Here is a 20,646-nt window from a genome sequence, read left to right as displayed (position 1 = left end):
AACTTCTTCCCACGACGCAAGGATCCCTCATGAAACTCGGTGTGTACACCGCCGTCCTGCACGACCGCAGCCTGCGCGAGGCGCTGGAGACCATCGCGTCCCTCGGACTCGAGGGTGCGGAGATCAACGCGGGCGGATTCCTGCCCACCCCGCACCTGCCCGTCAAGGAACTCCTCTCGGGTGAGGTGTCACCGCAGGAGTACCTGAAGGTCTTCGACGAGACCGGTGTCTCCATCGCCGGCCTGAACTGCAACGGCAACCCGCTGCACGCGGATCCCGAGGTGGGCCCCGAGGACGCCGAGGACCTGCGCAACGCGATCAAGGTGGCCGGCCTGCTCGGTGTGGACCGGGTGGTCACGATGTCCGGGCTGCCCGCCGCGCACGCCGGCGGCCAGTGGCCGGCATGGCACGTGAACACCTGGGACAGTGGCTATCTCGACTCCCTCGACTACCAGTGGGATCAGGTCGCGGTGCCGTTCTGGAAGGAGATCGACGCGCTCGCCCGGGAGAACGGCGTCAAGGTCGCGATCGAGATGCACCCGCAGAACCTGGTGTTCAACCCGCCGACCCTCGCGCGTCTGGTCGAGAAGACCGGTGCGACGAACGTGGGCGCCGAGATGGACCCGTCGCACCTGTTCTGGCAGGGCATCGACCCGGTCGCTGCGGTCGACTGGCTCGGCGACCTCGTGTTCCACGCCGCGGCGAAGGACACCCGGATCAACGAGAACTGCAAGATCTACGGTGTTCTCGACGACCGGTTCACCCGCATCCCGGCCGACCAGAACCCCACCGGACTCGGTGGCAAGCATGTGGTCAACAAGTGGCCCGAGGACTCGGCGTGGGACTTCGTCGCCGTCGGCCGCGGACACGACGTCGATTTCTGGTCCCGTTTCCTCGCTGCGCTGCAGCGGGTCGACCCCGACATGGCGGTCAACATCGAACACGAGGACGTCGAACTGGGACAGCTCGAGGGACTGCAGGTCGCGGCCCGCACCCTGAAGGACGCGGCTTCCGCCGTAGCCTCCCGCTAGAAGCCGGTGACGGCGGCCAGCCGGTCGAGGACCAGGCGCAGCGGCGGCCACGTCGACCTCCCGCGTCGGGTCACGGCGTATGCCGTCAGCACGACCTTCGGGTCGGCGAGCGGGAGGACCGTGACTTCGGTACGGGTGGGACGGTCGGCGGGCAGCAGGCCGACGCCGTAGCCGGCGGCGATGAGGTCCTCGACGAGGTCGAGGCTGTCGATCTGGTGGGCGATGTGTGGTGTGAAACCCGCGAGCGAGGCGAGCGTGCGGACGGCGTCCTCGTCGGCGGTGTTGCGGGAGTTCACGATCCAGGGCGAATCGGCGTAGGCGGCGACGTCGGCGGGCTTGTCGTCGGCGGGCGTGGGCACGCCGAGTCCCCAGGGGGTCGACCACAACGGGACGGCCTCGAGCGCGGCCCCGGGGGACGCCGGTGCCAGGTTGTAGTCGTAGGTCAGGGCGAGATCGAGTTCGTCGTCGGCGAGCAGTCCGAACGCCTCGACCGGTTCGTATTCGCTGATCACCACGTCCACCTGCGAGTGGGTGCGTGCCAGTTCGGCGACGACCGGGAGCAGCGACACCCGGATGCCCGTCGCGAAACCCCCGACGCGCAGGGTGCCGACCGGCTCGGCGTGGGGGTCGAGGTCGAGCCGGGCGGCGTCGACGGCCGCCAGGATCGTGACGGCGTGGTCGGCCAGCCGGCGACCGGCCGGAGTGAGCCGCACCCGGCGGCCGGTCGGTTCGACCAGCTGCGCACCCGTCTCCTTCGCGAGTGCGGCGATCTGCTGGGAGACGGTCGAGGTGGTCAGCCGGTGTGTCTCGGCGACCTCACGCATGGAGCCGAGACGGGAGAGCTCGAGCAGAAGATGCAGGCGTCGGGTATCCACCCACATATTGTTCGCGATATCCGAACGGTTTGTCCATGAAAGTCACGTGGACGTGAACGGTCCACGTGTCATTCAATGCAGACATGACCAGGAACTCGACCCACGTCGGCGCGACGATGGCGCTGACCTCGATGCTGTGCGTGCAGAGCGGACTCGCGATCTCCGTCGGCGTGTCCGAGCGCGTCGGCGCGGAGGGCGCCGCCTGGTTGCGCCTGGCCTGGGCAGGGGTGTTGCTGGCCGTGATCGTGCGGCCTCGTCCGAAGGCGTTCACCCGTTCGTCCCTCGGCGCGTGTGTTCTGCTCGGGGTGGTCACGGCGGCGGTCACCCTGCTGTTCATGGCCGCGGTGGACCGGATCCCGCTGGGAACCGCCAGTGCACTGGAGTTCCTCGGACCCCTCGGCGTCGCCGTCCTGCACGGACGAGGTCGCCTGAAGTGGCCGGCGCTGGCGGCCGTGGGGGTGCTGCTGCTGACGCAGCCCTGGGCCGGCGGCGTCGACCCGGTCGGAATCCTGTTCGCGCTGGGCGCGGCCGCATGCTGGGCGCTCTACATCGTGCTCACCCAGCGCGTGGGCGACGAGGTGGCCGGTCTCAACGGGCTCGCGGTCTCCATGCCGGTCGCCGGGTTGGTCGCGACCGCCGTGGGCGGGCCCTCGATGCTCGGAAAGATGACGCCGGACCTGTTGATCATCGGGCTGGGTTTGGCGATACTGCTGCCGGTCGTGCCGTTCACACTGGAGATGCTCGCCCTGCGGCGGCTGAACACCGCGGCGTTCGGGACCCTGATGAGTCTGGAACCGGCGTTCGCGTTGATCATCGGGCTCGTGGTGTTGCATCAGGTTCCGGACCACGCGGCCGTTGCCGGGATCTGTTTCGTGGTTGCGGCCGGGATCGGAGCAGCGCGGGCCGGGGCGCGGACGGTGCCCGACGAGGGTGAGGTCATGGTGTCTGCCACACCGTTGTCCGCGTCGACCTGCTACCTTGAACGTCGTTCAAGTTTGCAGCAAGAGGAGTCGTCATGACAGAGGTCGGGAGTGCTCGGGTGTCGAGGCTCGGTATTTCAGCGCGGGACATGGCGCAGATCGCGGTATTCGCCGCGCTGATCGCGGCGCTCGGACTGCCCGGCGCCATCACGGTCGGCTTCAGCGGAGTGCCGATCACGTTGCAGACGCTCGGCGTCATCCTCGCCGGCGCGGTGCTCGGGGCTCGCAAGGGCACAGCCGCCGTCGCGGTCTTCATCGCCCTGACCCTGATCGGCCTGCCCCTGCTGTCCGGTGGCCGCACGGGACTGACCGCGCTCGCTGGCCCCAGCGCCGGATACCTCATCGGCTGGATTCCCGCGACGCTGATCATCGGCCTCCTCACCGCCCGGATCCTGCCGAAGTACCCGGTCGTGCTCGGCCTGCTGATCAACGCGCTCGGCGGGATCGTCGTCATCTACATCTTCGGCACCGTCGGACTCCTGCTCCGCACCGACCTGGGCGTCGGCGCCGCCATCACCACCAACTTCGCCTTCATCCCCGGCGACCTGCTCAAGGTCGTCGTCGCGACCGTGGTCGCCAAGAGCGTGCATCGCGCATACCCCGGCCTGATCCGTACGTGAATTCCGAACTCGGCGGCTCCGGCGATCAGCCTGCCCTCGACTTCGACGGCCGCACCTACACGTACGCCGAACTCGACCGCGCCATCGACCGATGGATCCTCGAGCACGGCCCGGGTGCCCTTGCCTACGACGCGTCGACGCTGCCGGTCCCGGACGCCCTGATCTGCGTCTGCGCCGCGGCGCGGCAGGGGACGGCGGTGATCGTCGAGAACCCCGAGGCGCGTCCGGACCGCGCGGTGGTCCCGCCGTCCGCGTTTCTGCTGGTGGCGACGTCCGGCTCCACCGGAAGGCCCCGTCCGCTCGCGCGCACAGCGGCCTCCTGGTTCGACAGCTTTCCCGCGTTCACCGCGATCACCGGCATCGACGCCACGGACCACGTGCTGATCACCGGCCCGTTGCACGCCACGATGCACCTGTTCGGCGCAGTGCACGCACTGTGGCGAGGCGCGTGCGTCACCGACGACCCGTCCCGGGCGACGGTGGTGCACGCCGTCCCCGCCGTTCTCCGTGAGGTGGTGGGGAAGGCCCCGAAGCTGCGCACGGCGGTCGTCGCGGGCACCGCCCTGGACGACGGCGCCCGCGCGGTGGCGGACGGCATCGAGATCGTCGAGTACTACGGCGCCGCGGAACTCTCCCTCGTCGCGGCGCGCCGGGTGCCCGAGCCGCTCCGGCTGCTGGACGGTGTCGACGCCGACATCCGCGACGGCCTGCTGTACGTCCGGTCGCCGTACAGCGTCATCGGAGTCCCGGAGTGGTTCGGCGTCGGTGACCTTGCGGAACTCGGTGACGACGGCGAGCTGACGGTGCGCGGCCGGGGCGACTCCGCAATCAACGTCGGCGGCACCACGGTGATCGCCGAGGACGTCGAGCGCATCCTCGAGACGCTCGACGGTGTCGCCGCGGCCGCCGTCGTCGGATCGCCGCATTCGGTGCTCGGCGAGACCGTCACCGCCGTGGTGGAGCTCGACGGCACCGCGGAGATCGCTGAGGTCCGTTCGCACGCGCGCCGGACGCTGACGAAGGAAGCGCTGCCCCGCCGCTGGGTGCCGATCGAGTCGATGCCGCGGACCGCCAGTGGCAAGGTCGCCCGAGGCCGAGTGAGAGACTGGCTGGCATGAGCTCTGTCCCTGTTCTGGTGGCGCCGCGTCGGACGCCGATCGGCAATGCCGGGCACGGGTTCGCCGATCTGACCACCACCGATCTGGCCGCCCCGGTGCTACGCGAGGTCCTGACGTCGCTGCGGGGGTCGGGACTCGATGCCGAGGTCGACGACGTCGTCCTCGGCAACTGCCTCGGACCGGGCGGCGATCCGGCACGGGTCGCTGCCCTGCAGGCGGGGATGGGTGTGGAGGTTCCCGGTGTCACCGTCGACCGGCAGTGTGGTTCCGGCCTCGACGCAGTGATGCAAGCGGCGCTCCGTGTACGCAGCGGCGCCGACGAGCTGATCCTGGCGGGTGGTGTCGAATCGGCGAGCACCGCGCCGTGGCGGTTCTGGCCGCCGGTGCCGGGCGCCGATCCGGTGCGCTACACCCGCGCTCCCTTTGCGCCGCACGGCTTCCCCGACCCCGACATGGGGGCGGCCGCGGACGATCTCGCGCGGGCTCGCGGCATCAGCCGAGAGCGGCAGGATGCGTACGCGGCGCGGTCGCACACGCTCGCGGCCGCCGCCGACTTCTCGTCGGAGATCGTGCCGATCGGTGCGATCGAGCGGGACCAGCGCATTCGTACAGGCATGACCGAGGCCAGGCTGGCGCGGTTACGCCCCAGTTTCGGTGCCGGCGGGACGGCCACGGCGGGGAACTCCTGCGGCATCTCGGACGGCGCCGCGGTGCTGGCGGTGACGACCGAGTCGCTGGCCGCCGGACTGCCCGCGTTGCGGGTCCTCGGCTCCGCCGTCGCGGGATCGGACCCGGCGCTGCCCGGACTCGGACCGGTTCCCGCGATCCGCAAAGTCCTGAAGCGAACCGGACACGACGTGGCGGATCTGGGCGTCGTCGAGATCACCGAGGCCTTCGCGTCGGTGGTGCTGGCGGTGTCGGACGAACTCGGCCTGGACGAATCCGTGATCTGCCCACAGGGCGGCGCCATCGCCATGGGGCATCCGTGGGGGGCGTCGGGGGCGATCCTGCTGGTGCGCTTGGCAAGTCAGATGCTGCGCGAGGACGGACCCGCGCTCGGGCTCGCGGCCTGCGCCATCGGCGGCGGGCAGGGCATCGCGATGCTCGTGGAGCGTGTGTCGTGAGTGAGATCGTCTTCGATTCGGTGACGCATGCCTTCGGGGACCGCCCGGTCCTGCGCGGCGTCGACCTGCGTTTCTCCGAGCGACGTGTCGGCATCATCGGTTCCAACGGTTCCGGAAAGTCGACTCTGGCGCGCATGATCAACGGCTTGCTGAAGCCGACCTCCGGCACCGTCACGGTCGACGGTGTCGACGCCGCGAGGAAGGGCGCGCAGGTGCGCCGCAAGGTCGGGTTCGTGTTCACCGACCCCGACACCCAGATCGTCATGCCCACGGTGTCCGAGGACCTGGCGTTCTCGCTGCGCCGGTCCGGTCTGAGCAAGCAGGAGATCGCCGCCCGCGTCGAGGAGATCCTGGTGCGGTTCCGGCTCGACCAGCACGCCGATCACCCCGCGCACCTGCTGTCCGGGGGCCAGAAGCAGTTGCTCGCCATCGGCGCCGTCCTCATCCGCAGGCCCGAGGTGGTCATCGCCGACGAGCCGACCACGCTGCTGGATCTGCGGAACGCCCGCGTCGTCTCCGAAGCACTCGACTCGATGGACCAGCAGGTGATCGTCGTGACCCACCAACTGGCACTGCTGGAGAGTTTCGAGCGGGTCATCGTCATCGACGACGGTCTCGTCGCGTTCGACGGCAGCCCGGACGACGCCGTCCCCGCGTACCGGCAGTTGGTCGAATGATCGGCCTGTACCGTCCGGGTGACTCCCTCCTGCACAGGATGCCCGCCGGGCTGAAACTGCTGCTGTTGATCGCGTCGATCGGCACGGCCACCGTGTTCGTGCGCACGCCGCTCGAGGTCGGTGTCGTCGTCGTGGTGGTGGGGCTGCTGTTCGCGGTGGCCTCCATTCCGTGGCGGGTCGCCGTGGCGCAGTTGCGTCCGGTGGTGTGGATGTTGTTGATCATCGCCGTGTTCCAGGTGCTGATCACGTCGCCAGCGCGGGCGGTCGTCGTGTGCGGGGTGCTGCTGATCTCGGTGGCGCTCGCCGCGTTGGTCACGCTCACCACCCGGGTCACCGACATGCTCGACACGGTGTCGCGCGCACTCGGGCCGTTGCGGAGGTTCGGGGTCGACCCGGATCGGATCGGACTCCTGCTCGCGTTGGCGATCCGGTGTATCCCGCTGCTGACCGGGATCGTGCAGGAGGTGGCGCAGGCGCGGAAGGCGCGCGGGTTGCAATGGTCGATGACGGCGCTGGCCACCCCCGTGCTGGTCCGTGCCCTCCGGACTGCGGATGCGATGGGCGACGCCCTCGTCGCACGGGGAGTGGACGATGACTGAGCTGCTCGCCGAGCGTGTCGCCAGACGGGCCGCCGAGAACCCGGAGACGACCGCGGTCGTGTCCGCACGCGAGACCGTCGACTACGGCCGGTTCTGGTCGCGGGTCGCTCGCACCGCAGCCGGGCTCGACGGCATGAACCGGGTCGCCGTGCTGCCGACGTCGGATGTCGGGTCGCTGGTCGTCGTGACGGCGGCGATGCACGCGGGAGTCAGTGTCGTGCTGCTGCACCGGCACCTCCTGCCGGCGCAGCTGACGCGGGTGCTCGAGCTCGCGAAACCCGGCGCCGTGGTGGCCGCGTCGCACCAGCACACCAGGCTACGGAGACTGGGGTTCGACGGGACCGTCGAGACGGCGGACAGTCTCGAATCCGACGGCGCCGCGGACCGGGCGCGTCCCGACACCGAACTGCTGGTCGGCATCACGTCCGGGACGACCGGTGAGCCGAAGCTGTTCGTGCGCAACCAGCGATCGTGGGCGACGACCCTCGACCGCTCGGACGCGACGTTCGACATCGGCAGCGGGGACCGCGTCGCGGTGCCCGGAGTTCTCGACCACACCCATTTCCTGTACGGCGCGCTGCACGGGCTCACTCGCGGTGCGACGGTGGATCTGCGACCGGTCACGCACTCGCTGCGCGACGCGGCCACACATCTGTATGCGGTACCCACCATCGCCTGGGACGTGGTGCGGTCGGGGATCGGGCCGGCCGGCAACGTCCGCGAGGTGCTGTCCTCGGCGGCCCGGTGGCCGCGGACGGGACGTGAGGCGTTGCAGGAGGTGCTGCCGAATGCGTCGCTCGTGCACTTCTACGGAGCCTCCGAACTGAGCTTCGTGTCCTTCGACCGGGGTCTCGGCACCGTCGACGAGCACGCGGCAGGCGAACTGTTCGACGGCGTCGACGCGGAGATTCGCGAGGGCCTCGTTCACGTGCGCAGCGACATGCTGTTCGACGGCTACCTCACCGAGGACGGCGTGGTGAACGGCCCCGCCGACGGGTGGATGACGGTGGGCGACCGGGGCCGCGTGGTCGGCAACAGCCTGCAGTTGTTCGGCCGCGACAGCGACACGGTGATCCGGGCGGGACTCAATGTGGAACCGGCCGCCATCGAGGCGGCGTTGACCGCACTGTCGGGGATCTCGGAGGCGGCGTGCATCGGCGTGCCGGACAGCCGGATGGGCGAGGCGCCGGCCGCCGCGATCGTGGTGGACGGCGACGGGCCGAGTTCCAGCGAGATCTGGCGGCATCTGCGCGCCACGTTACCCAGCCCGAGCATGCCGGTTCAGGTACTCGCGGTCGACAGTTTGCCGCGCACACCGCGCGGCAAACTCGACCGTCAGGCGCTCGCCGCCACCCTGGCAGCGTCTCGGCACCGGAATCCCGCGTAGCGCGTCAGATTTCGAGACTCAGCAGGTGATAGCTCAGCGTCTTGCCGTGTCCGTCGAGTGCGGGTGAACCCGTGACGCCGCCGCCGAGGACGCCGGGCAACTCGAACACCATCGCCATCAGGTTCGGCTGGCACGTGCGCCGGGCCGGGCCGGTGATCAGTGCACCGTAATGGGCGGCGACGACGTCCGCGGTCAGTCTCAGCGCGAGATGGCGGTAGGCGGCGTCGTCGCGGGCCAGCACGGCGACGATGAGGGTGTCTCCCTTGTCGCCGGCACGAACGTCGGCGAGTGCGTCGATCTTCTGGGCAGTTGCAGGCGTGGTCATTTCGTCACCTCCGTGAGATGCACCCGGGTGGGCACGAGATCGCGGGGGAGGGTGCACGAGCGGATCGCGAGCACCTCGGTCGACGACCGCCGGGCGCCGCCGCCGCCGGCCGGCCCGTTGGTGTACAGGCTTTCCACCTCCCAGCCGACGAGGTCGGCCTCCTCGCGGGTGCGTGCGCGGGCGGTGACCCGCAGTCGCACCTCGTGCGCATCGGTGTCCGTGTCGAGGCCGCGGAAAGCGGCACCGGCGCCGATGTATTCGACGGAGACGGCGTCCTCGGTGAAACCGTGCACGTCGACGAGTCGTTCGGTCACGATGTCCGCGGCGAGCCGGGCGCGGGGGTAGGCACGTGGGCCCGCGTAGCTGATCTGCCCCTCACCGAGCCAGCCGCCGCGGAAGCCGAGGGTGACCTTCAGCTGCTGCGGGCGGGGGCGCCCCGTCGCACCGGCGATGGCGACCCGGTCGGGTCCGACGCTGGTGAACGACACGTTGCCGAAGTCCGCGGTGACGTCCGGGGTCAGATACGAGGTGGGATCTCCCACCTCGTACAGCAGTTGCTCGGCGCAGGTTCGTTCGGTGAGAATGCCGCCGGATCCGTCGAGCTTGCCGAATGTCGCCGATCCGTCGGCGAGGACGTCGGCGAACGGGAAGCCGAGATCGGCCATGCCCTTCACCGGTTTGGTGACGGGATCCGCGTAGTACCCACCCGTGAGTTGTCCGGCGCACTCGAGCAGGTGCCCGATCGCGGTTGCGGCGCCGATGGTGTCGTGATCGGCCAGGTCCCACCCGAAATGGTGGGCGAGCGGGGCGACGTAGAGGGAGGGGTCGGCCAGACGTCCGGTGACGACGACGTCGGCGTCCAGTTCGAGCGCGGGGGTCACGGCCTCCGCCCCGATGTACGCGTTCGCGGAGACGAGTTCCTCGTCGTGCTCCGCCAGGCGTTTCCCGGTCTCCCACACGACGGGGTCGTGGCGTAGCACCTGCTCGAGCACCGCGTCGCCCGTGATGGCGGCGACGCGCACCTGCCGGTCGGCGGACCGGGACGCGATGCCGGCGACCAGGTCGGCAGCGGCGAGAGGGTTCGCCGCACCGGCATTGGTGATCACCGTGGTCCCGGACGCGAGCGTGTGCGGGAGAACCGCGCGCATGCGCGCGGCGAGGAGCGGATCGTAGCCTTGGTCCGGGTTCTCGAGACGGCGCGCGTTGCCGGCGGCGACGGTGCGTTCACCGAGGCATTCGAAGATCAGGTAGTCGAGGCCGGCGTGCCGGGCGAGTTTCTCGGCGGGGTCGATGCGGTCCCCGGAGAACCCGGATCCGGCGCCGAGTCGCACGCTCCGCGAGGCTCTGTCGCGGGTGCTCGATGGTGTCACGGGCTCGAAGTCCTTTGCTTGTTCGACGTGTGGTGGGTGGGCCGGCCTGCGGTGGTCGCGGCCGATCACAGTGAGATGGCTCCGGTGAGCAGCGCCACGACGGTCATCACGATCGTGGTCCCGAAGGCCCAGCCGAAGATGAACCGCTGGTGCTTGCCGAGGTCCACCTTGCTCAGCCCGATCAGGATGAACGTCGCCGCGGTCAGCGGGCTGAGCGGGAATCCGGTGGTCATCTGACCGAGGATGGCGGCGCGGCCGATCTCCGCGGGGTCGCCTCCGAACGATGCCGTGGTTTCCGCGAGCACCGGGACGACGCCGAAGTAGTAGGCGTCCGGGGTGAAGACCAGACTGAGCGGCATCGACGTGACGGCGGTGATGACGGGGATCAGGGAGCCGGCGGACTGCGGAATCCAGGAGACGAAGGTCTGCGCCATCGCGGTGATCATCCCGGTGCCGTTGAGGATTCCGGTGAGCACGCCTGCCGCGAGGATCATCGCCACCACCATGGTGACGTTGCCGCCGTGCTTCGCGAACAGGGCCTGCTGGTCGTCCCACTTCGGGCGGTTGACGGCGAGCGCAAGTGCGAATGCGATGGCGAAGGCCACCTCCAGCGGCACGAGCTGGAACAGCAGGATCACGATCAGAACGAGGGTGAGCACGGTATTGAACGCCATCACCGCCCGTTGGCGTCCGGTGCGCACCGGCGCGTCGGAGACGTGCGGCGTGCCGGGACCACCGCCGCCGGGAGATGCCAGCTCGGTGACGCCGAGCCGTTTACGTTCCGTGCGGCCGATCATGTAGGCGGCGAACAGGACCCACAGGATTCCGGCGCCCATCGCGGGCAGGACCGGCGTGAAGATGTCGGCGCTGGTCAGGTCGAGCGCGGCCATGGCGCGGACGGTCGGTCCGCCCCACGGAATCATGTTCATCAGTCCCGCAGCCAGGCACACGATCCCGGTCAGCACGACCGGGCGCATCCCGAGTTTCTGGTAGATGGGCAGCAACGCCGAAATGGTGATCAGGAAGGTCGAGGTTCCGTCGCCGTCGAGCGCGACGAGCAGGGTCAGCACCGCGGTTCCGACGGCGATCTTGGTGGGATTGCCCCCTGCCCACCGGACGATCCGGCGGATCGCCGGGTCGAACAGTCCCACGTCGACCATCAGGCTGAAATACAGGACGGCGAAGGCGATCATGATGGCGACGGGCGCGACCTTCAGCAGGCCGTCGCCGACCATCTCCCCGAGGTCCGGTGCCCATCCGCCCACGATTGCGAACGCGACGGGAACGAGGATCAGTGCGACGAGCACCGAGACTCGTCGGCTGAACGCGAGCGCCAGGAAACAAGCGATGGTGGCGAACCCGAGCACGGCAACCATGTGACCTCCTTCGAAATGAAGTCTCAGTGTCGCGCGCCTCACAAATGTGCGTCAAATATCAATGAACGATTGATTCATGAGTTCAAGTCATGAATCGATCGCGCATGGATACCGGCCATACTGATGCGCATGAGCATCAATCTCGGGATTTCACACCTGAGGAGCATCGTCGCCATCGCCGACTACGCGAGCTTCACCGCGGCGGCACACGCACTCGACGTGTCTCAGTCCTCGCTGAGCCGCTCGGTCGCCGAGGCCGAGCGCAGACTCGACGTCACGCTGTTCGAACGCACCACTCGCCGCGTCGAGCTGACCACGCACGGGCACGAGATCATCGAGCACGCCCGGCGGATGCTCCACGACTTCGACGACGGGCTCACGCAGATCGAACGATTCGTCACCGGTGACCGCGGAATCGTGACGGTGGCCTGCCTGCCCTCGCTCGCGGCGACGTTCCTTCCTCCCTACGTGGTGAGCTTCCGCGAGCAGCACCCCGACGTGCGGCTCCAGATACGGGACGGACTACGTCAGGAGGTTCTCGACGCCGTGTACTCGGGCACGGTCGACCTCGCCCTGGTCACCACCTCGGGGCTTCTGCCCGGACTGCAACAGGACGTCCTGACGAGCGACTCCTTCTATTGCGCCGTCGCGCCGACGCATCCGTTCGCCGATCGGCCGGTACTGCGGTGGTCGGACCTCGCCGGACAGCCGTTCATCGCGTTCGGACCCGAGAGCAGTATCGCGGCGCCCGTCCGACGCGCCGTCGAGGATGCACGCATCGAACTCGGGCCCATCATGCAGGCTCAGAACATCGGCGCGGTAGCGGGATTGGCGGCGGCCGGGCTCGGTGTCACCGCGGTACCCGAACTCGTGCTTCCCATGATCTCGTTCGCCGGTCTCGTCCACATACCGCTGCAGCCGACGGTCGAACGCACCATTTCACTCGTCCAGGTCGCCGGCCGACCCCAGACGGCGAGCACCCGCGGTTTCGTGAACATGCTTCTCGCCGACCGAACTCCTGATCGAGGAGCCGATTCCGGCTAGAGTTCCGGCATGTCACCTTCTGCCCCAGATCATCATCGACTGAACTACGTGGAGTTGTCGGTCACGGACCTCGCGGACGCGGAAGCGTTCTACCGCTCGGCATTCGGCTGGGAGTTCAACTCCTACGGCCCGCAGTACGCGGGCATCGTCGGTGCGGACGGTGAGGAGGTCGGCGGCCTGCTGCAGGTGCCGGAACGGAAACCGGCAGGCGGACCGCTGGTGTTGCTGTACTCGGTGGATCTCGACGCTTCGGTGGATGCGGTGCGGGCGGCGGGTGGCACCGTCGTCAACGGCCCGTACGACTTTCCCGGCGGGCGCCGCTTCCACTTCACCGATCCGAGTGGCAACGAACTCGGTGTCTGGTCGTCGGCCTAGTATCCGGCAGATCTATGTCGTGTCTCGAAAACGGTTTCCCTACTGCATGGCCAACGGCCGTGCTGAGAGCAGGTGTCGCTCATGGCATGTCGTATCAGTGAGCTCGTGCTCGGCTGCCGCGACCCTGAGGTGCTGGCGCGGTTCTGGTGCGAGGTCCTCGACTTCGTCGTGCTCGATCGCGAGGACGACGGATCGCTGGAGATCGGACCGCGCGAAGGGTTCGGCGGTCCGCAGCCGACGATCATCCTCAGTCGCAGGGATGATCCGGAGAAGGGGAAATCCCGGCTGCACATCGACGTCAACGCCACCGACCGCGATCAGGACGCCGAGCTCGACCGCCTTCTGAAGCTCGGTGCGCGCCCGGCCGACATCGGCCAGACGGGGCAGGAGCAGTGGCATGTCCTGGCCGACCCCGAAGGCAATGAGTTCTGCCTGCTCAGGGCCCGCTTGGGCCCACTCTGATGCTCATCGGTCGCATCTCGACACCAGTTACGCAGGCTCCTGACCTCAGTCGTGTTGTGCGACAGGGCCGGTGGTCGCGCGGCGGACGAGGTGCGGCGCGAGCACGAGGTCGATCGCCTTGTCGCCGGCGATCTGAGCCAGCGCTCCGTCGACGGCGGCCTCGGCCATGTGCGTGGCGTCCTGCGAGATCGTCGTCATCTGCACGTGCGGAATCCTCGCTAGGCGGGAGTCGTCGTAGCCCACGACGGAGATGTCCGCGGGCACGTCCCGGCCACGGCGGACCAGTAGGTCGAGTACGCCGGTCGCGCACCGGTCGTTGAAGGCGACGACGGCGGTCGGGGGAGTGGTCATCTCCAGAAGTGTGTGCATGCCTTCTGCGCCTTCGGTTTCCGTCGTACCGCCGGCCACAACCGTAGCCGAAGCCGACAGTCCGTGCCGGTCCATCGCGGCCAGGAAGCCGGCCCGCCGGTCGGCGCCGCCGGGAGCGTCGGCGCCGTCGATGTGGGCGATGTTCCGGTGCCCGAGCTCGGTGAGATGGTCGACGGCCAGGGTGATGCCTGCGACGTCGTCGCCCCGTACGGCACCGACTCCGGGCAGGCCGCTTGCGCGCGCCACGACGAGGGCGGGCACGCGGTCGGCCAGCGCGCCGAGTTCATCGGTGTCGAACCGGGTGCCGAGGAGGATCGCGGCCTCGCAGCGCTCGCGCATGAGCGCCTGGACGGCGACCTTCTCGGCGCGACTCGGGGCAACCGCGCTGAGCATCACGTCGTAACCCCGGCGGGTGGCCGCCGCGTAGATCTGTTCGACGAGATCGCCGTGGAACGGCTGCTGCAGTTCGAATACGACTCCGAGCAATCGGGAACTGGCCTGGCGCAGTTTCTGTGCGCGACGATCGGGGACGTAGCCCATCTCGTCGGCGATGTCGAGCACCCGCCTGCGAGTGGCCTCGCTGGCGCCGGGGACGCCGCGCATCACGATCGAGACGAGCGCTGTGGAGACTCCTGCCGCGCGCGCGACGTCGCCCATCGTCGGGCGGGCGCCACCGGTCGATCCCGCCACCGGTTCGACCACGTGCACGGCTCCTGTCTTCCCGGGCCCCGCGCTGTTCCGCTCGAAGCTGCTCTTGACCAATGATCGCACGAGATCTACGGTCTGAAACTAGAACGTACTAGTTCGCCTCGACCTCCACCCTTCCTCTGCACTGGAGCGCACCCATGTCACTCACCGAAGCCGCAACCGTCCACCCGACGGCGCCTGCTTCCCCCCCGGTCCGCATCGCGACGATCGGTGCCGGACGCATCGGCTCGAATCACGCGGAGATCGTGGCCCGCCTGGTCCCGTGGGCGTCGCTCGTCGCAGTCAGCGATCCTGTCGGCGAGTCCGCGCAGCGTCTCGCCACCACGTTGGGGGCGCCGCTCGCCACCACGATCGTCGACGACGTCCTCACCAGCGACGAGGTCGATGCGGTGCTGGTCACCGCCCCCGCGCGGAGTCATACGGACCTGGTCGTCGCGGCCGCGGCCGCCGGCAAGCACGTGTTCGTCGAGAAGCCGATGGCAGTCACTCTCGACGACGCCGACCGCGCCATCGCGGCGGCCGCCGACGCCGGCATCGTCCTGCAGGTCGGCTTCAATCGCCGATTCGCCCCCGGGTTCGCCGCCGCCCGCGCCGCGATCGACGCGCAGAAGGTCGGGACCCCGCACCTGCTGCGTTCCCTGACCCGCGATCCCGGACCGTATACCGCCGACCCGGCACGGGTTCCGCAGTGGACGATCTTCCTGGAAACGCTCATTCACGACTTCGACACTCTCTGCTTCCTCAACCCCGGCGCACGCCCGGTGCGGGTGCAGGCGGTCGCCGACGCCCTGGTGCGACCGGACGCCAAGAGCGCGGGTCACCTCGACACCGCGGTGGTGACCGTCCAATTCGACAACGGTGCCATCGCCACCGCGGAGGCAAGCTTCAGCGCGCTGTACGGATACGACGTGCGCGCCGAGGTATTCGGCTCCGGCGGCATGGTCACCGCAGGCAGCGGGCTCAGCACCGACATGACCTATTACGGACCCGACGGGCTGCACGCCGACACCGCGCGCCGCGACACCGACCTCCTGCACTCCGCGTACGTGGGGGAACTGACCGCTTTCGTCGACGCGATCCGCACTCACACACCGGCCGTCGTCGCAGGTCAGGACGCCCGCACCGCGCTGTCGATCGCACTCGCCGCCATCCGCAGCGTAGAGACCGGCACCGCCGTCGACCTGGACCGGTGACGCCGATGGCCACGTACGCGCTCGCTGCCAGCGCCGAAATGCTCTACCTCGACCTGCCGTTCCTGGACCGCGTGCACCGCATCGCCGAACGCGGACTGCAGGTCGAGATCTGGGACTGGTCCACCAAGGACATCGACGCGCTCGCCGCCAGCGGTGCCGAATTCTCCTCGATGACCGGCTATCTGGAGGGCGACCTCACCGAACCCGACGGCATCGAGGCGCTGCTCACCACGGCGCAGCAGTCCCTCGACGTCGCGAAACGGCTCGACTGCCCGCGATTGAACCTGCACGGAACCGGACTCGACAACCGGGGACTGCCGGTCCGGCCGGTCGAAACGGTCACGCCCGCAATGTGGCTCACCGCCGCCGGCACCCTGCGGAAGATCGCCGAACTCGGCGAACAGGCGGGGCGGGTGTTCACGCTCGAGAACCTCAACCTCGCCGTCGATCATCCCGGCACCCCGTTCGCGACCGCGGCCGACACTCTCGCTCTCGTCCAGGCGGTCGACAGCCCCCACCTGCGCATGAATCTCGACCTCTATCACGCCCAGATCGGCGAGGGAAACCTCATCGAACTCGTCCGAAAGGCGCTGCCCTACATCGGGGAGATCCAGGTCGCCGACGTCCCGGGACGCTGCGAACCCGGAACCGGCGAAATCCACTACCCGGCTGTCGCCGCCGCCCTCCGCGACATCGGCTATACCGGCGTCGTCGGACTCGAAGGGTGGGCGAAGAACGATCCGGACGACGCGCTCGACGCGTTCGAGGCGGCATTCGGGCGGCCGTAGCAGTCCGCCAGTCACACGTGGGTCATCGTCGGCGTTCGCGCGCCGATCGGCCGCTGCTCGATCGCGTGGCCGGACAGACGTCCGGTGTGGTGGGCCTCGATCATCCGCTGCTCCGCGCGCTGGGACCCGCGCAACAGCAGGGAAGAGGCGGCCGCGGTGTCGAGGAGCGCGCGCAACGCCGGTTGCTCGGCGGCCAACGCCCGCCACGCCGCATTCAAGGGGGTGCCATCCTCGACCGCCTGGTCGAGGCGGGCCGCGAGGTGGTTGCTCCAGCGGTGCTGAAGTGCGAGCAGGATGTTGTCCGCCGAGCCGAAAAGCTCGATCGCGCCGGGTACTTCGCCGAACCGCAACGCCGGCACGGGGTCGACGTGCGCCCGCGCCAGGATCTCTTCCAGTACCGCCCGGCGTGCACGGAAATCGTTCCACGACATCTCGGCCACCTCCGTAGTTCCGTTGATGACGGCAACGCTACGGATCCGCGGCAGCGGTTTCGCCGTGTCACGGTCGCGTTCTCGTCTCCTACCGTGGGCGGAGGGGGTCTCCGCTCCGGAGACGACGCGGTGCGGGTGGGTCTTCGCCTACGCTGGTCGTGTGCAGGTGACGACATTTTTTCGTCGACGCGTGGCGGAGAGTGAGTACGACTATCCGCTCGCTGTGCCGGTGTTCGCGCACATCGCCGTCGTCGTCATCGCCGGTGCCGCTGTCGCGCAACGCGACGGCTTCGTTCCGCCGGGGTGGGTCCTGCTGTGTGGCCTGGTCGCCGCGGTGACCCCCGTTGCGGGAGACATGATCAGACCGGGGGTGGTGCTTCCGCGTCCGTTCCTGGCCGTCGTCGTCATCGCGGCGGCCGCACTGTTGCTCCTGCAGCAGCCCGACACCGCGTTCGACTTCGCTCCGCTCATCCTGGTGATCCTGACCGCCGAGGTCGCGGCAACGGCGTCACTGGCCGTCAGCCTCGCCACCTTGGCCGCCGCGATGGCAGTCCTGTCTGCGTTTGCACTGACGGGCCGACTCGACGGTGCGCCGTACGCTCTCGCCGGCGTCGTGCTGGGCTGGGCCTTCGGTTACCTGATGCTCACGCAGTTGCGCCTCCTTCACCAGGAGCGGGCCTCGAAGGCGATCCAATCCGAGCAGGCCGCCACACGTGAGCGCCAGCGAATCGCTCGCGAGGTTCACGACGTCATCGCCCACTCGCTGAGCATCACGCTGCTGCATCTGACCGCGGCCCGTCGCGCGCTCGAGCAGGACCGCGACGTCGACGACGCGGTGGATGCGCTCTCCGACGCCGAGCGACTCGGGCGGCAGGCGATGGCCGACATCCGGCGTACCGTCGGGTTGCTCGACGCAGGCCCGGCCGGCACCCGTCCCGAGCCGAGTGCCGCCGATCTTCCCGATCTGATCGACGACTTCCGCCGTGCGGGTCTGCCGGTGGCCTTCGACATGCGCGGAGACCTCTCCGCGGTGACCGGCACGGTCGGACTCGGCATCTACCGCATCACGCAGGAGTCGCTGGCGAACGTCGCCAAACATGCACCCGGTGCGAGCGCCGACATCCGGCTCACGATCGAGCCGGAACGTGTGATCCTGGAGATCCGCAACCCGACCCGAGGTCGGGTAGCCCCACCGAACGGCTCACCCGGTTCCGGTCTGCGGGGCATGCGCGAGCGCGCCGCGCTGCTCGGCGGCAAGCTCCGCGCCGGTCCGGACGGCAGGGGATGGTCGGTGCACGCCGCGGTTCCGTTGCCCCGGGACTCCTGCCGGCCGGCGATCCTCCGTCACATCCCGGGGCTGTCGTGACGGGCCCGGAGATCAGGGTGCTGCTGGTCGACGACCAGGAACTGGTGCGGTCGGGGCTGCGCCGGATCCTGCGGCGAAAGGACGGTTTCGTGATCGTCGGTGAATGCGCCGACGGCTCGGAGGTGCCGGGCGCGGTGGCCGAGCACACCCCGGACGTCGTGCTCATGGACCTCCGGATGAAGAAAGTCGACGGCATTCGCGCGACCCGCGATCTCCGGTCGGGCGCTGCGCCGCCGCCGGTGCTGGTGCTCACCACGTTCGACGACGACGAATTGCTGTCCGGATCGCTCCGCGCAGGTGCGGCGGGGTTCATCCTCAAGGATTCGCCGGCCGAGGACCTGATTCGTGCCGTACGTACCGTCGCCGAGGGCGGCGCCTGCCTCGACCCCGCAGTGACGGGACGCGTTCTCGCCACGTACCGCACCGTCGCCCCGTCGTCCGACGGGGGCCGGAGCCGCCTCTCCGAGTTGACCGCGCGGGAACTCGATGTGTTCGCGCTCATCGGGCGTGGGCACAGCAACAGTGAGATCGGGCGGGAGCTGGGGATCTCGGGCGTGACGGTGAAGAGCCACGTCGGGCACATCTTCCTCAAACTCGATCTCCGCGACCGCGCGGCCGCCATCGTGTACGCCTTCGATCACGGCATCGTCTCCCCGGGCGACACCGGGCCGGAACGCGTTTCCTGACGCCGGGCCGCATTCTGCGTTTACTATTCGTTCACCCCCCACGAAGGAATCGATCATGATCGCAATCGGTGTGGTTCTCATCGTCATCGGCTTGGTCGTCAAGATCTCGTCACTGTGGATCGCGGGCCTCGTCGTCGGCGTCGTCGGTCTCGTTCTCCTGCTCGTCGGATTGCGGGGCCGCAAGGTGGGCGGACGACAGTACTGGTACTGACGGCCCGCACGAGGTCGCACATCCGGCCAACGAATCGAGTCTCCCGGCCGGCGGCCCAGTCACGTTGCGGCCGTGTCGTATCGAAGGATTTTGCGTGAGATTCCGTGCGCGGTTGGAGTCGAAGCGCGGTATCCACGGTGTGCCGTTGACGATTCCCGACGGCGTCTGGAAGGTGCACATCGAGGCGGTCGGCGGTCGCGGCGGTGACAGCTGTTGCGGCACGGTCGCTCCCGGTGGCAGGGGAGCGGTCGTCGGTGGTGACGCGTGGCTCGTTCCGGGATCGACGGTGTACGTCCGGGTCGGCGAGAACGGTCACGGCGGCGGGTCGGACGCTCTGACGCAGGTCGAGGGCGGCGGGGGCAGCGGCGGCACCACCGACTGCCGCAACACCACTCCGCCGAACGTCAACGGCGGTGACGGGGGCGGTCTTTCGTCCGTCCTCCTCGATACCGGAAGGTCGAGCGTGCTGGTTCCGCATCATATCGACCTGCCGCTGGTCATCGCGGCCGGGGGAGGCGGCGGCGCATCGACCGCGAGCGGGCAGGTGTCGCCGGGCGGCGACGCGGGAACGCCGGGAGCCGGGGCGCGCGGCGGCGCGACCCCGGCGGGCTACGGCTCGTTCGCGGAGGGCGGCGGACAGACCGTGTTCGGATCCGACGGGACCAGCCCGGCGGGGCTTGCCGGTGGTCTCGGATACGGCGGCAGCGCAGGAAGTTCCGGGGCGACGCTCCCGGAAGCTGTCGGTGACGGCATCGGAGCCGGGGGTGGAGGCAGAGCCGGCTGGTACGGCGGTGGTGGAGGTGCCGCCGGGGGACGGATCGGCGGCACCGGCGAGGCGGACGAGCCGCCGGGAGGCGGAGGCGGCGGACTTTCCCTCGTGCCGTCGGGCGGCACCATCGGACTGTCTGCGCCGGATTCGGTGCCCTCGGTCGTCGTCACCTTCGAGCTTCCCTGAAGGGTTTGCCGGAGCCGCGGGCAGCCGACCCGAGGTTATGCGTGAGTCGGAGTCACGGCAAATTGTTTTCCGCAAAGTCTTGGCTGAGTCCAGAAAAGTAAGTCATAGTGGGTGGGTGCCGTCGATGCCGGATTACGCAGCGCTGCTGCGCGGGGCTGAGCTTCGCGTGACCCGCCCGCGGGTCGCGGTGTTGGAGGCCGTGCACGCGCGTCCACACGCTGACACGGAGACGATTTTCGGAGCGGTGCGCACCGTTCTGGAAGGGGTGTCCCGGCAGGCCGTGTACGACGTGCTGCACGCAGTGACCGCTGTGGGACTGGTGCGGCGGATTCAGCCGCCCGGCTCCGTTGCTCGTTACGAGTCGCGGGTCGGAGACAATCACCACCACGTCATCTGCCGGTCGTGTGGGGTCATTGCGGACGTCGACTGTGCCGTCGGCGAGGCACCCTGTCTGACCGCGTCCGACGACAACGGTTTCCTCGTCGAGGAGGCCGAGGTCATCTACTGGGGTCTGTGCCCCGACTGCTCGACATCACAGACTTCTCGATCGAACCCATGACCACAGCCCAATTTGGT

At 69.1% G+C, this 20,646-nt stretch carries 24 protein-coding genes; 18 read left to right on the top strand and 6 right to left on the bottom strand.

Going from position 1 to position 20,646, the window contains the following annotated elements; translation table 11 throughout:
* Positions 1-29 precede the first annotated feature (29 nt).
* Positions 30-1,031 (top strand): sugar phosphate isomerase/epimerase, encoded by a 1,002-nt coding sequence (locus WKC72_RS34225; RefSeq protein ID WP_112299007.1) that lies wholly within the window; start codon positions 30-32, stop codon positions 1,029-1,031.
* Here the strand turns inward: WKC72_RS34225 and WKC72_RS34220 are convergent.
* Positions 1,028-1,906 carry a LysR family transcriptional regulator gene (locus WKC72_RS34220; protein WP_370181012.1) on the bottom strand — a complete coding sequence of 293 codons (879 nt, stop codon included), beginning with the start codon at positions 1,904-1,906 and terminating at the stop codon, positions 1,028-1,030. The genes WKC72_RS34225 and WKC72_RS34220 overlap by 4 nt on opposite strands.
* Before the next feature lie 83 nt (positions 1,907-1,989).
* Between WKC72_RS34220 and WKC72_RS34215 the strand changes: the two genes are divergently transcribed.
* The 7 genes from WKC72_RS34215 to WKC72_RS34185 are packed head-to-tail and all read left to right on the top strand — an operon-like array spanning position 1,990 to position 8,411.
* Positions 1,990-2,925 carry a DMT family transporter gene (locus WKC72_RS34215; protein ID WP_370181011.1) on the top strand — a complete coding sequence of 312 codons (936 nt, stop codon included), beginning with the start codon at positions 1,990-1,992 and terminating at the stop codon, positions 2,923-2,925.
* On the top strand, positions 2,922-3,506 hold the full coding sequence (locus WKC72_RS34210) for a biotin transporter BioY (protein WP_112299005.1): 585 nt from the start codon (positions 2,922-2,924) through the stop codon (positions 3,504-3,506). The genes WKC72_RS34215 and WKC72_RS34210 overlap by 4 nt, the downstream gene beginning before the upstream one ends.
* On the top strand, positions 3,503-4,624 hold the full coding sequence (locus tag WKC72_RS34205; protein ID WP_370181010.1) for a class I adenylate-forming enzyme family protein: 1,122 nt from the start codon (positions 3,503-3,505) through the stop codon (positions 4,622-4,624). Before WKC72_RS34210 ends, WKC72_RS34205 begins: the two co-directional genes overlap by 4 nt.
* On the top strand, positions 4,621-5,748 hold the full coding sequence (locus tag WKC72_RS34200) for an acetyl-CoA C-acyltransferase (protein WP_370181009.1): 1,128 nt from the start codon (positions 4,621-4,623) through the stop codon (positions 5,746-5,748). The genes WKC72_RS34205 and WKC72_RS34200 overlap by 4 nt, the downstream gene beginning before the upstream one ends.
* Positions 5,745-6,425 carry an energy-coupling factor ABC transporter ATP-binding protein gene (locus WKC72_RS34195; RefSeq protein ID WP_037233164.1) on the top strand — a complete coding sequence of 227 codons (681 nt, stop codon included), beginning with the start codon at positions 5,745-5,747 and terminating at the stop codon, positions 6,423-6,425. Before WKC72_RS34200 ends, WKC72_RS34195 begins: the two co-directional genes overlap by 4 nt.
* On the top strand, positions 6,422-7,024 hold the full coding sequence (locus WKC72_RS34190; RefSeq protein WP_370181008.1) for an energy-coupling factor transporter transmembrane protein EcfT: 603 nt from the start codon (positions 6,422-6,424) through the stop codon (positions 7,022-7,024). Before WKC72_RS34195 ends, WKC72_RS34190 begins: the two co-directional genes overlap by 4 nt.
* Positions 7,017-8,411 carry an AMP-binding protein gene (locus WKC72_RS34185; protein WP_370181007.1) on the top strand — a complete coding sequence of 465 codons (1,395 nt, stop codon included), beginning with the start codon at positions 7,017-7,019 and terminating at the stop codon, positions 8,409-8,411. Before WKC72_RS34190 ends, WKC72_RS34185 begins: the two co-directional genes overlap by 8 nt.
* Positions 8,412-8,415: 4 nt before the next feature.
* On the opposite strand, the gene WKC72_RS34180 is transcribed toward WKC72_RS34185, so the two are convergent.
* From WKC72_RS34180 to WKC72_RS34170, 3 genes are all read right to left on the bottom strand, one after another.
* Complete coding sequence (locus tag WKC72_RS34180) at positions 8,416-8,736, bottom strand: hypothetical protein (protein WP_370181006.1); 321 nt, start codon at positions 8,734-8,736, stop codon at positions 8,416-8,418.
* Positions 8,733-10,106 carry an acyclic terpene utilization AtuA family protein gene (locus tag WKC72_RS34175; protein ID WP_037233282.1) on the bottom strand — a complete coding sequence of 458 codons (1,374 nt, stop codon included), beginning with the start codon at positions 10,104-10,106 and terminating at the stop codon, positions 8,733-8,735. Before WKC72_RS34175 ends, WKC72_RS34180 begins: the two co-directional genes overlap by 4 nt.
* A 65-nt stretch (positions 10,107-10,171) precedes the next feature.
* Positions 10,172-11,482, bottom strand: a complete 1,311-nt coding sequence (locus WKC72_RS34170; protein ID WP_370181005.1) for a CitMHS family transporter — start codon at positions 11,480-11,482, stop codon at positions 10,172-10,174.
* Between the two features lie 123 nt (positions 11,483-11,605).
* On the opposite strand from WKC72_RS34170, the gene WKC72_RS34165 reads away from it, so the two are divergent.
* The 3 genes from WKC72_RS34165 (at position 11,606) to WKC72_RS34155 (ending at position 13,363) form a co-directional block, all read left to right on the top strand.
* Positions 11,606-12,526 (top strand): LysR family transcriptional regulator, encoded by a 921-nt coding sequence (locus WKC72_RS34165; protein WP_052033232.1) that lies wholly within the window; start codon positions 11,606-11,608, stop codon positions 12,524-12,526.
* Between the two features lie 9 nt (positions 12,527-12,535).
* Positions 12,536-12,901, top strand: a complete 366-nt coding sequence (locus WKC72_RS34160) for a VOC family protein (protein ID WP_037233176.1) — start codon at positions 12,536-12,538, stop codon at positions 12,899-12,901.
* An 81-nt stretch (positions 12,902-12,982) separates the two neighbouring features.
* Positions 12,983-13,363: a VOC family protein gene (locus WKC72_RS34155; protein ID WP_112298998.1), complete on the top strand. Its 381-nt coding sequence runs from the start codon at positions 12,983-12,985 to the stop codon at positions 13,361-13,363.
* Between the two features lie 45 nt (positions 13,364-13,408).
* On the opposite strand, the gene WKC72_RS34150 is transcribed toward WKC72_RS34155, so the two are convergent.
* Positions 13,409-14,389 carry a LacI family DNA-binding transcriptional regulator gene (locus WKC72_RS34150; protein WP_370184623.1) on the bottom strand — a complete coding sequence of 327 codons (981 nt, stop codon included), beginning with the start codon at positions 14,387-14,389 and terminating at the stop codon, positions 13,409-13,411.
* A 188-nt stretch (positions 14,390-14,577) separates the two neighbouring features.
* Here WKC72_RS34150 and WKC72_RS34145 point away from each other — a divergent pair, with 188 nt between their 5' ends.
* Together WKC72_RS34145 and WKC72_RS34140 are read left to right on the top strand one after the other, a co-directional pair.
* Positions 14,578-15,633, top strand: coding sequence for a Gfo/Idh/MocA family oxidoreductase (locus WKC72_RS34145; RefSeq protein ID WP_370181004.1), 1,056 nt, complete (start codon positions 14,578-14,580; stop codon positions 15,631-15,633).
* A 5-nt stretch (positions 15,634-15,638) separates the two neighbouring features.
* On the top strand, positions 15,639-16,421 hold the full coding sequence (locus WKC72_RS34140) for a TIM barrel protein (RefSeq protein ID WP_370181003.1): 783 nt from the start codon (positions 15,639-15,641) through the stop codon (positions 16,419-16,421).
* A gap of 11 nt (positions 16,422-16,432) precedes the next feature.
* Here the strand turns inward: WKC72_RS34140 and WKC72_RS34135 are convergent, their stop codons facing one another.
* The gene (locus WKC72_RS34135) at positions 16,433-16,861 is read right to left on the bottom strand and encodes a hypothetical protein (RefSeq protein ID WP_037233188.1); all 429 of its coding nucleotides are present in this window, start codon (positions 16,859-16,861) and stop codon (positions 16,433-16,435) included.
* A 16-nt stretch (positions 16,862-16,877) separates the two neighbouring features.
* Here WKC72_RS34135 and WKC72_RS34130 point away from each other — a divergent pair, with 16 nt between their 5' ends.
* The 5 genes from WKC72_RS34130 to WKC72_RS34110 all read left to right on the top strand — a co-directional run bounded on the left by WKC72_RS34130 (position 16,878) and on the right by WKC72_RS34110 (position 20,629).
* Positions 16,878-18,218, top strand: coding sequence for a sensor histidine kinase (locus WKC72_RS34130; protein WP_370181002.1), 1,341 nt, complete (start codon positions 16,878-16,880; stop codon positions 18,216-18,218).
* 17 nt (positions 18,219-18,235) lie between these two features.
* Complete coding sequence (locus tag WKC72_RS34125) at positions 18,236-18,904, top strand: response regulator (protein WP_370184621.1); 669 nt, start codon at positions 18,236-18,238, stop codon at positions 18,902-18,904.
* A 55-nt stretch (positions 18,905-18,959) separates the two neighbouring features.
* On the top strand, positions 18,960-19,115 hold the full coding sequence (locus WKC72_RS34120) for a hypothetical protein (RefSeq protein ID WP_167344037.1): 156 nt from the start codon (positions 18,960-18,962) through the stop codon (positions 19,113-19,115).
* Between the two features lie 94 nt (positions 19,116-19,209).
* Positions 19,210-20,070, top strand: coding sequence for a hypothetical protein (locus WKC72_RS34115; RefSeq protein ID WP_370181001.1), 861 nt, complete (start codon positions 19,210-19,212; stop codon positions 20,068-20,070).
* A 115-nt stretch (positions 20,071-20,185) separates the two neighbouring features.
* Positions 20,186-20,629: a Fur family transcriptional regulator gene (locus tag WKC72_RS34110; protein WP_005243590.1), complete on the top strand. Its 444-nt coding sequence runs from the start codon at positions 20,186-20,188 to the stop codon at positions 20,627-20,629.
* Positions 20,630-20,646 lie beyond the last annotated feature (17 nt).

This window comes from Rhodococcus wratislaviensis (assembly GCF_041228765.1).
GTDB lineage: Bacteria > Actinomycetota > Actinomycetes > Mycobacteriales > Mycobacteriaceae > Rhodococcus_F > Rhodococcus_F wratislaviensis.
This window is presented reverse-complemented; position numbering and strand designations above follow the sequence as displayed.

Excerpts from the sequence above, each read along its gene's own strand:
- WKC72_RS34140 (WP_370181003.1), top strand. The coding sequence starts at position 15,639 with ATGGCCACGTACGCGCTCGCTGCCAGCGCCGAAATGCTCTACCTCGAC.
- WKC72_RS34160 (WP_037233176.1), top strand. The coding sequence starts at position 12,536 with ATGTCACCTTCTGCCCCAGATCATCATCGACTGAACTACGTGGAGTTG.
- WKC72_RS34150 (WP_370184623.1), bottom strand. The coding sequence starts at position 14,389 with ATGGGCGACGTCGCGCGCGCGGCAGGAGTCTCCACAGCGCTCGTCTCG.
- WKC72_RS34155 (WP_112298998.1), top strand. The coding sequence starts at position 12,983 with ATGGCATGTCGTATCAGTGAGCTCGTGCTCGGCTGCCGCGACCCTGAG.
- WKC72_RS34165 (WP_052033232.1), top strand. The coding sequence starts at position 11,606 with ATGCGCATGAGCATCAATCTCGGGATTTCACACCTGAGGAGCATCGTC.
- WKC72_RS34185 (WP_370181007.1), top strand. The coding sequence starts at position 7,017 with ATGACTGAGCTGCTCGCCGAGCGTGTCGCCAGACGGGCCGCCGAGAAC.
- WKC72_RS34130 (WP_370181002.1), top strand. The coding sequence starts at position 16,878 with ATGACGGCAACGCTACGGATCCGCGGCAGCGGTTTCGCCGTGTCACGG.
- WKC72_RS34120 (WP_167344037.1), top strand. The coding sequence starts at position 18,960 with ATGATCGCAATCGGTGTGGTTCTCATCGTCATCGGCTTGGTCGTCAAG.
- WKC72_RS34190 (WP_370181008.1), top strand. The coding sequence starts at position 6,422 with ATGATCGGCCTGTACCGTCCGGGTGACTCCCTCCTGCACAGGATGCCC.
- WKC72_RS34145 (WP_370181004.1), top strand. The coding sequence starts at position 14,578 with ATGTCACTCACCGAAGCCGCAACCGTCCACCCGACGGCGCCTGCTTCC.
- WKC72_RS34225 (WP_112299007.1), top strand. The coding sequence starts at position 30 with ATGAAACTCGGTGTGTACACCGCCGTCCTGCACGACCGCAGCCTGCGC.
- WKC72_RS34200 (WP_370181009.1), top strand. The coding sequence starts at position 4,621 with ATGAGCTCTGTCCCTGTTCTGGTGGCGCCGCGTCGGACGCCGATCGGC.
- WKC72_RS34170 (WP_370181005.1), bottom strand. The coding sequence starts at position 11,482 with ATGGTTGCCGTGCTCGGGTTCGCCACCATCGCTTGTTTCCTGGCGCTC.
- WKC72_RS34210 (WP_112299005.1), top strand. The coding sequence starts at position 2,922 with ATGACAGAGGTCGGGAGTGCTCGGGTGTCGAGGCTCGGTATTTCAGCG.
- WKC72_RS34215 (WP_370181011.1), top strand. The coding sequence starts at position 1,990 with ATGACCAGGAACTCGACCCACGTCGGCGCGACGATGGCGCTGACCTCG.
- WKC72_RS34180 (WP_370181006.1), bottom strand. The coding sequence starts at position 8,736 with ATGACCACGCCTGCAACTGCCCAGAAGATCGACGCACTCGCCGACGTT.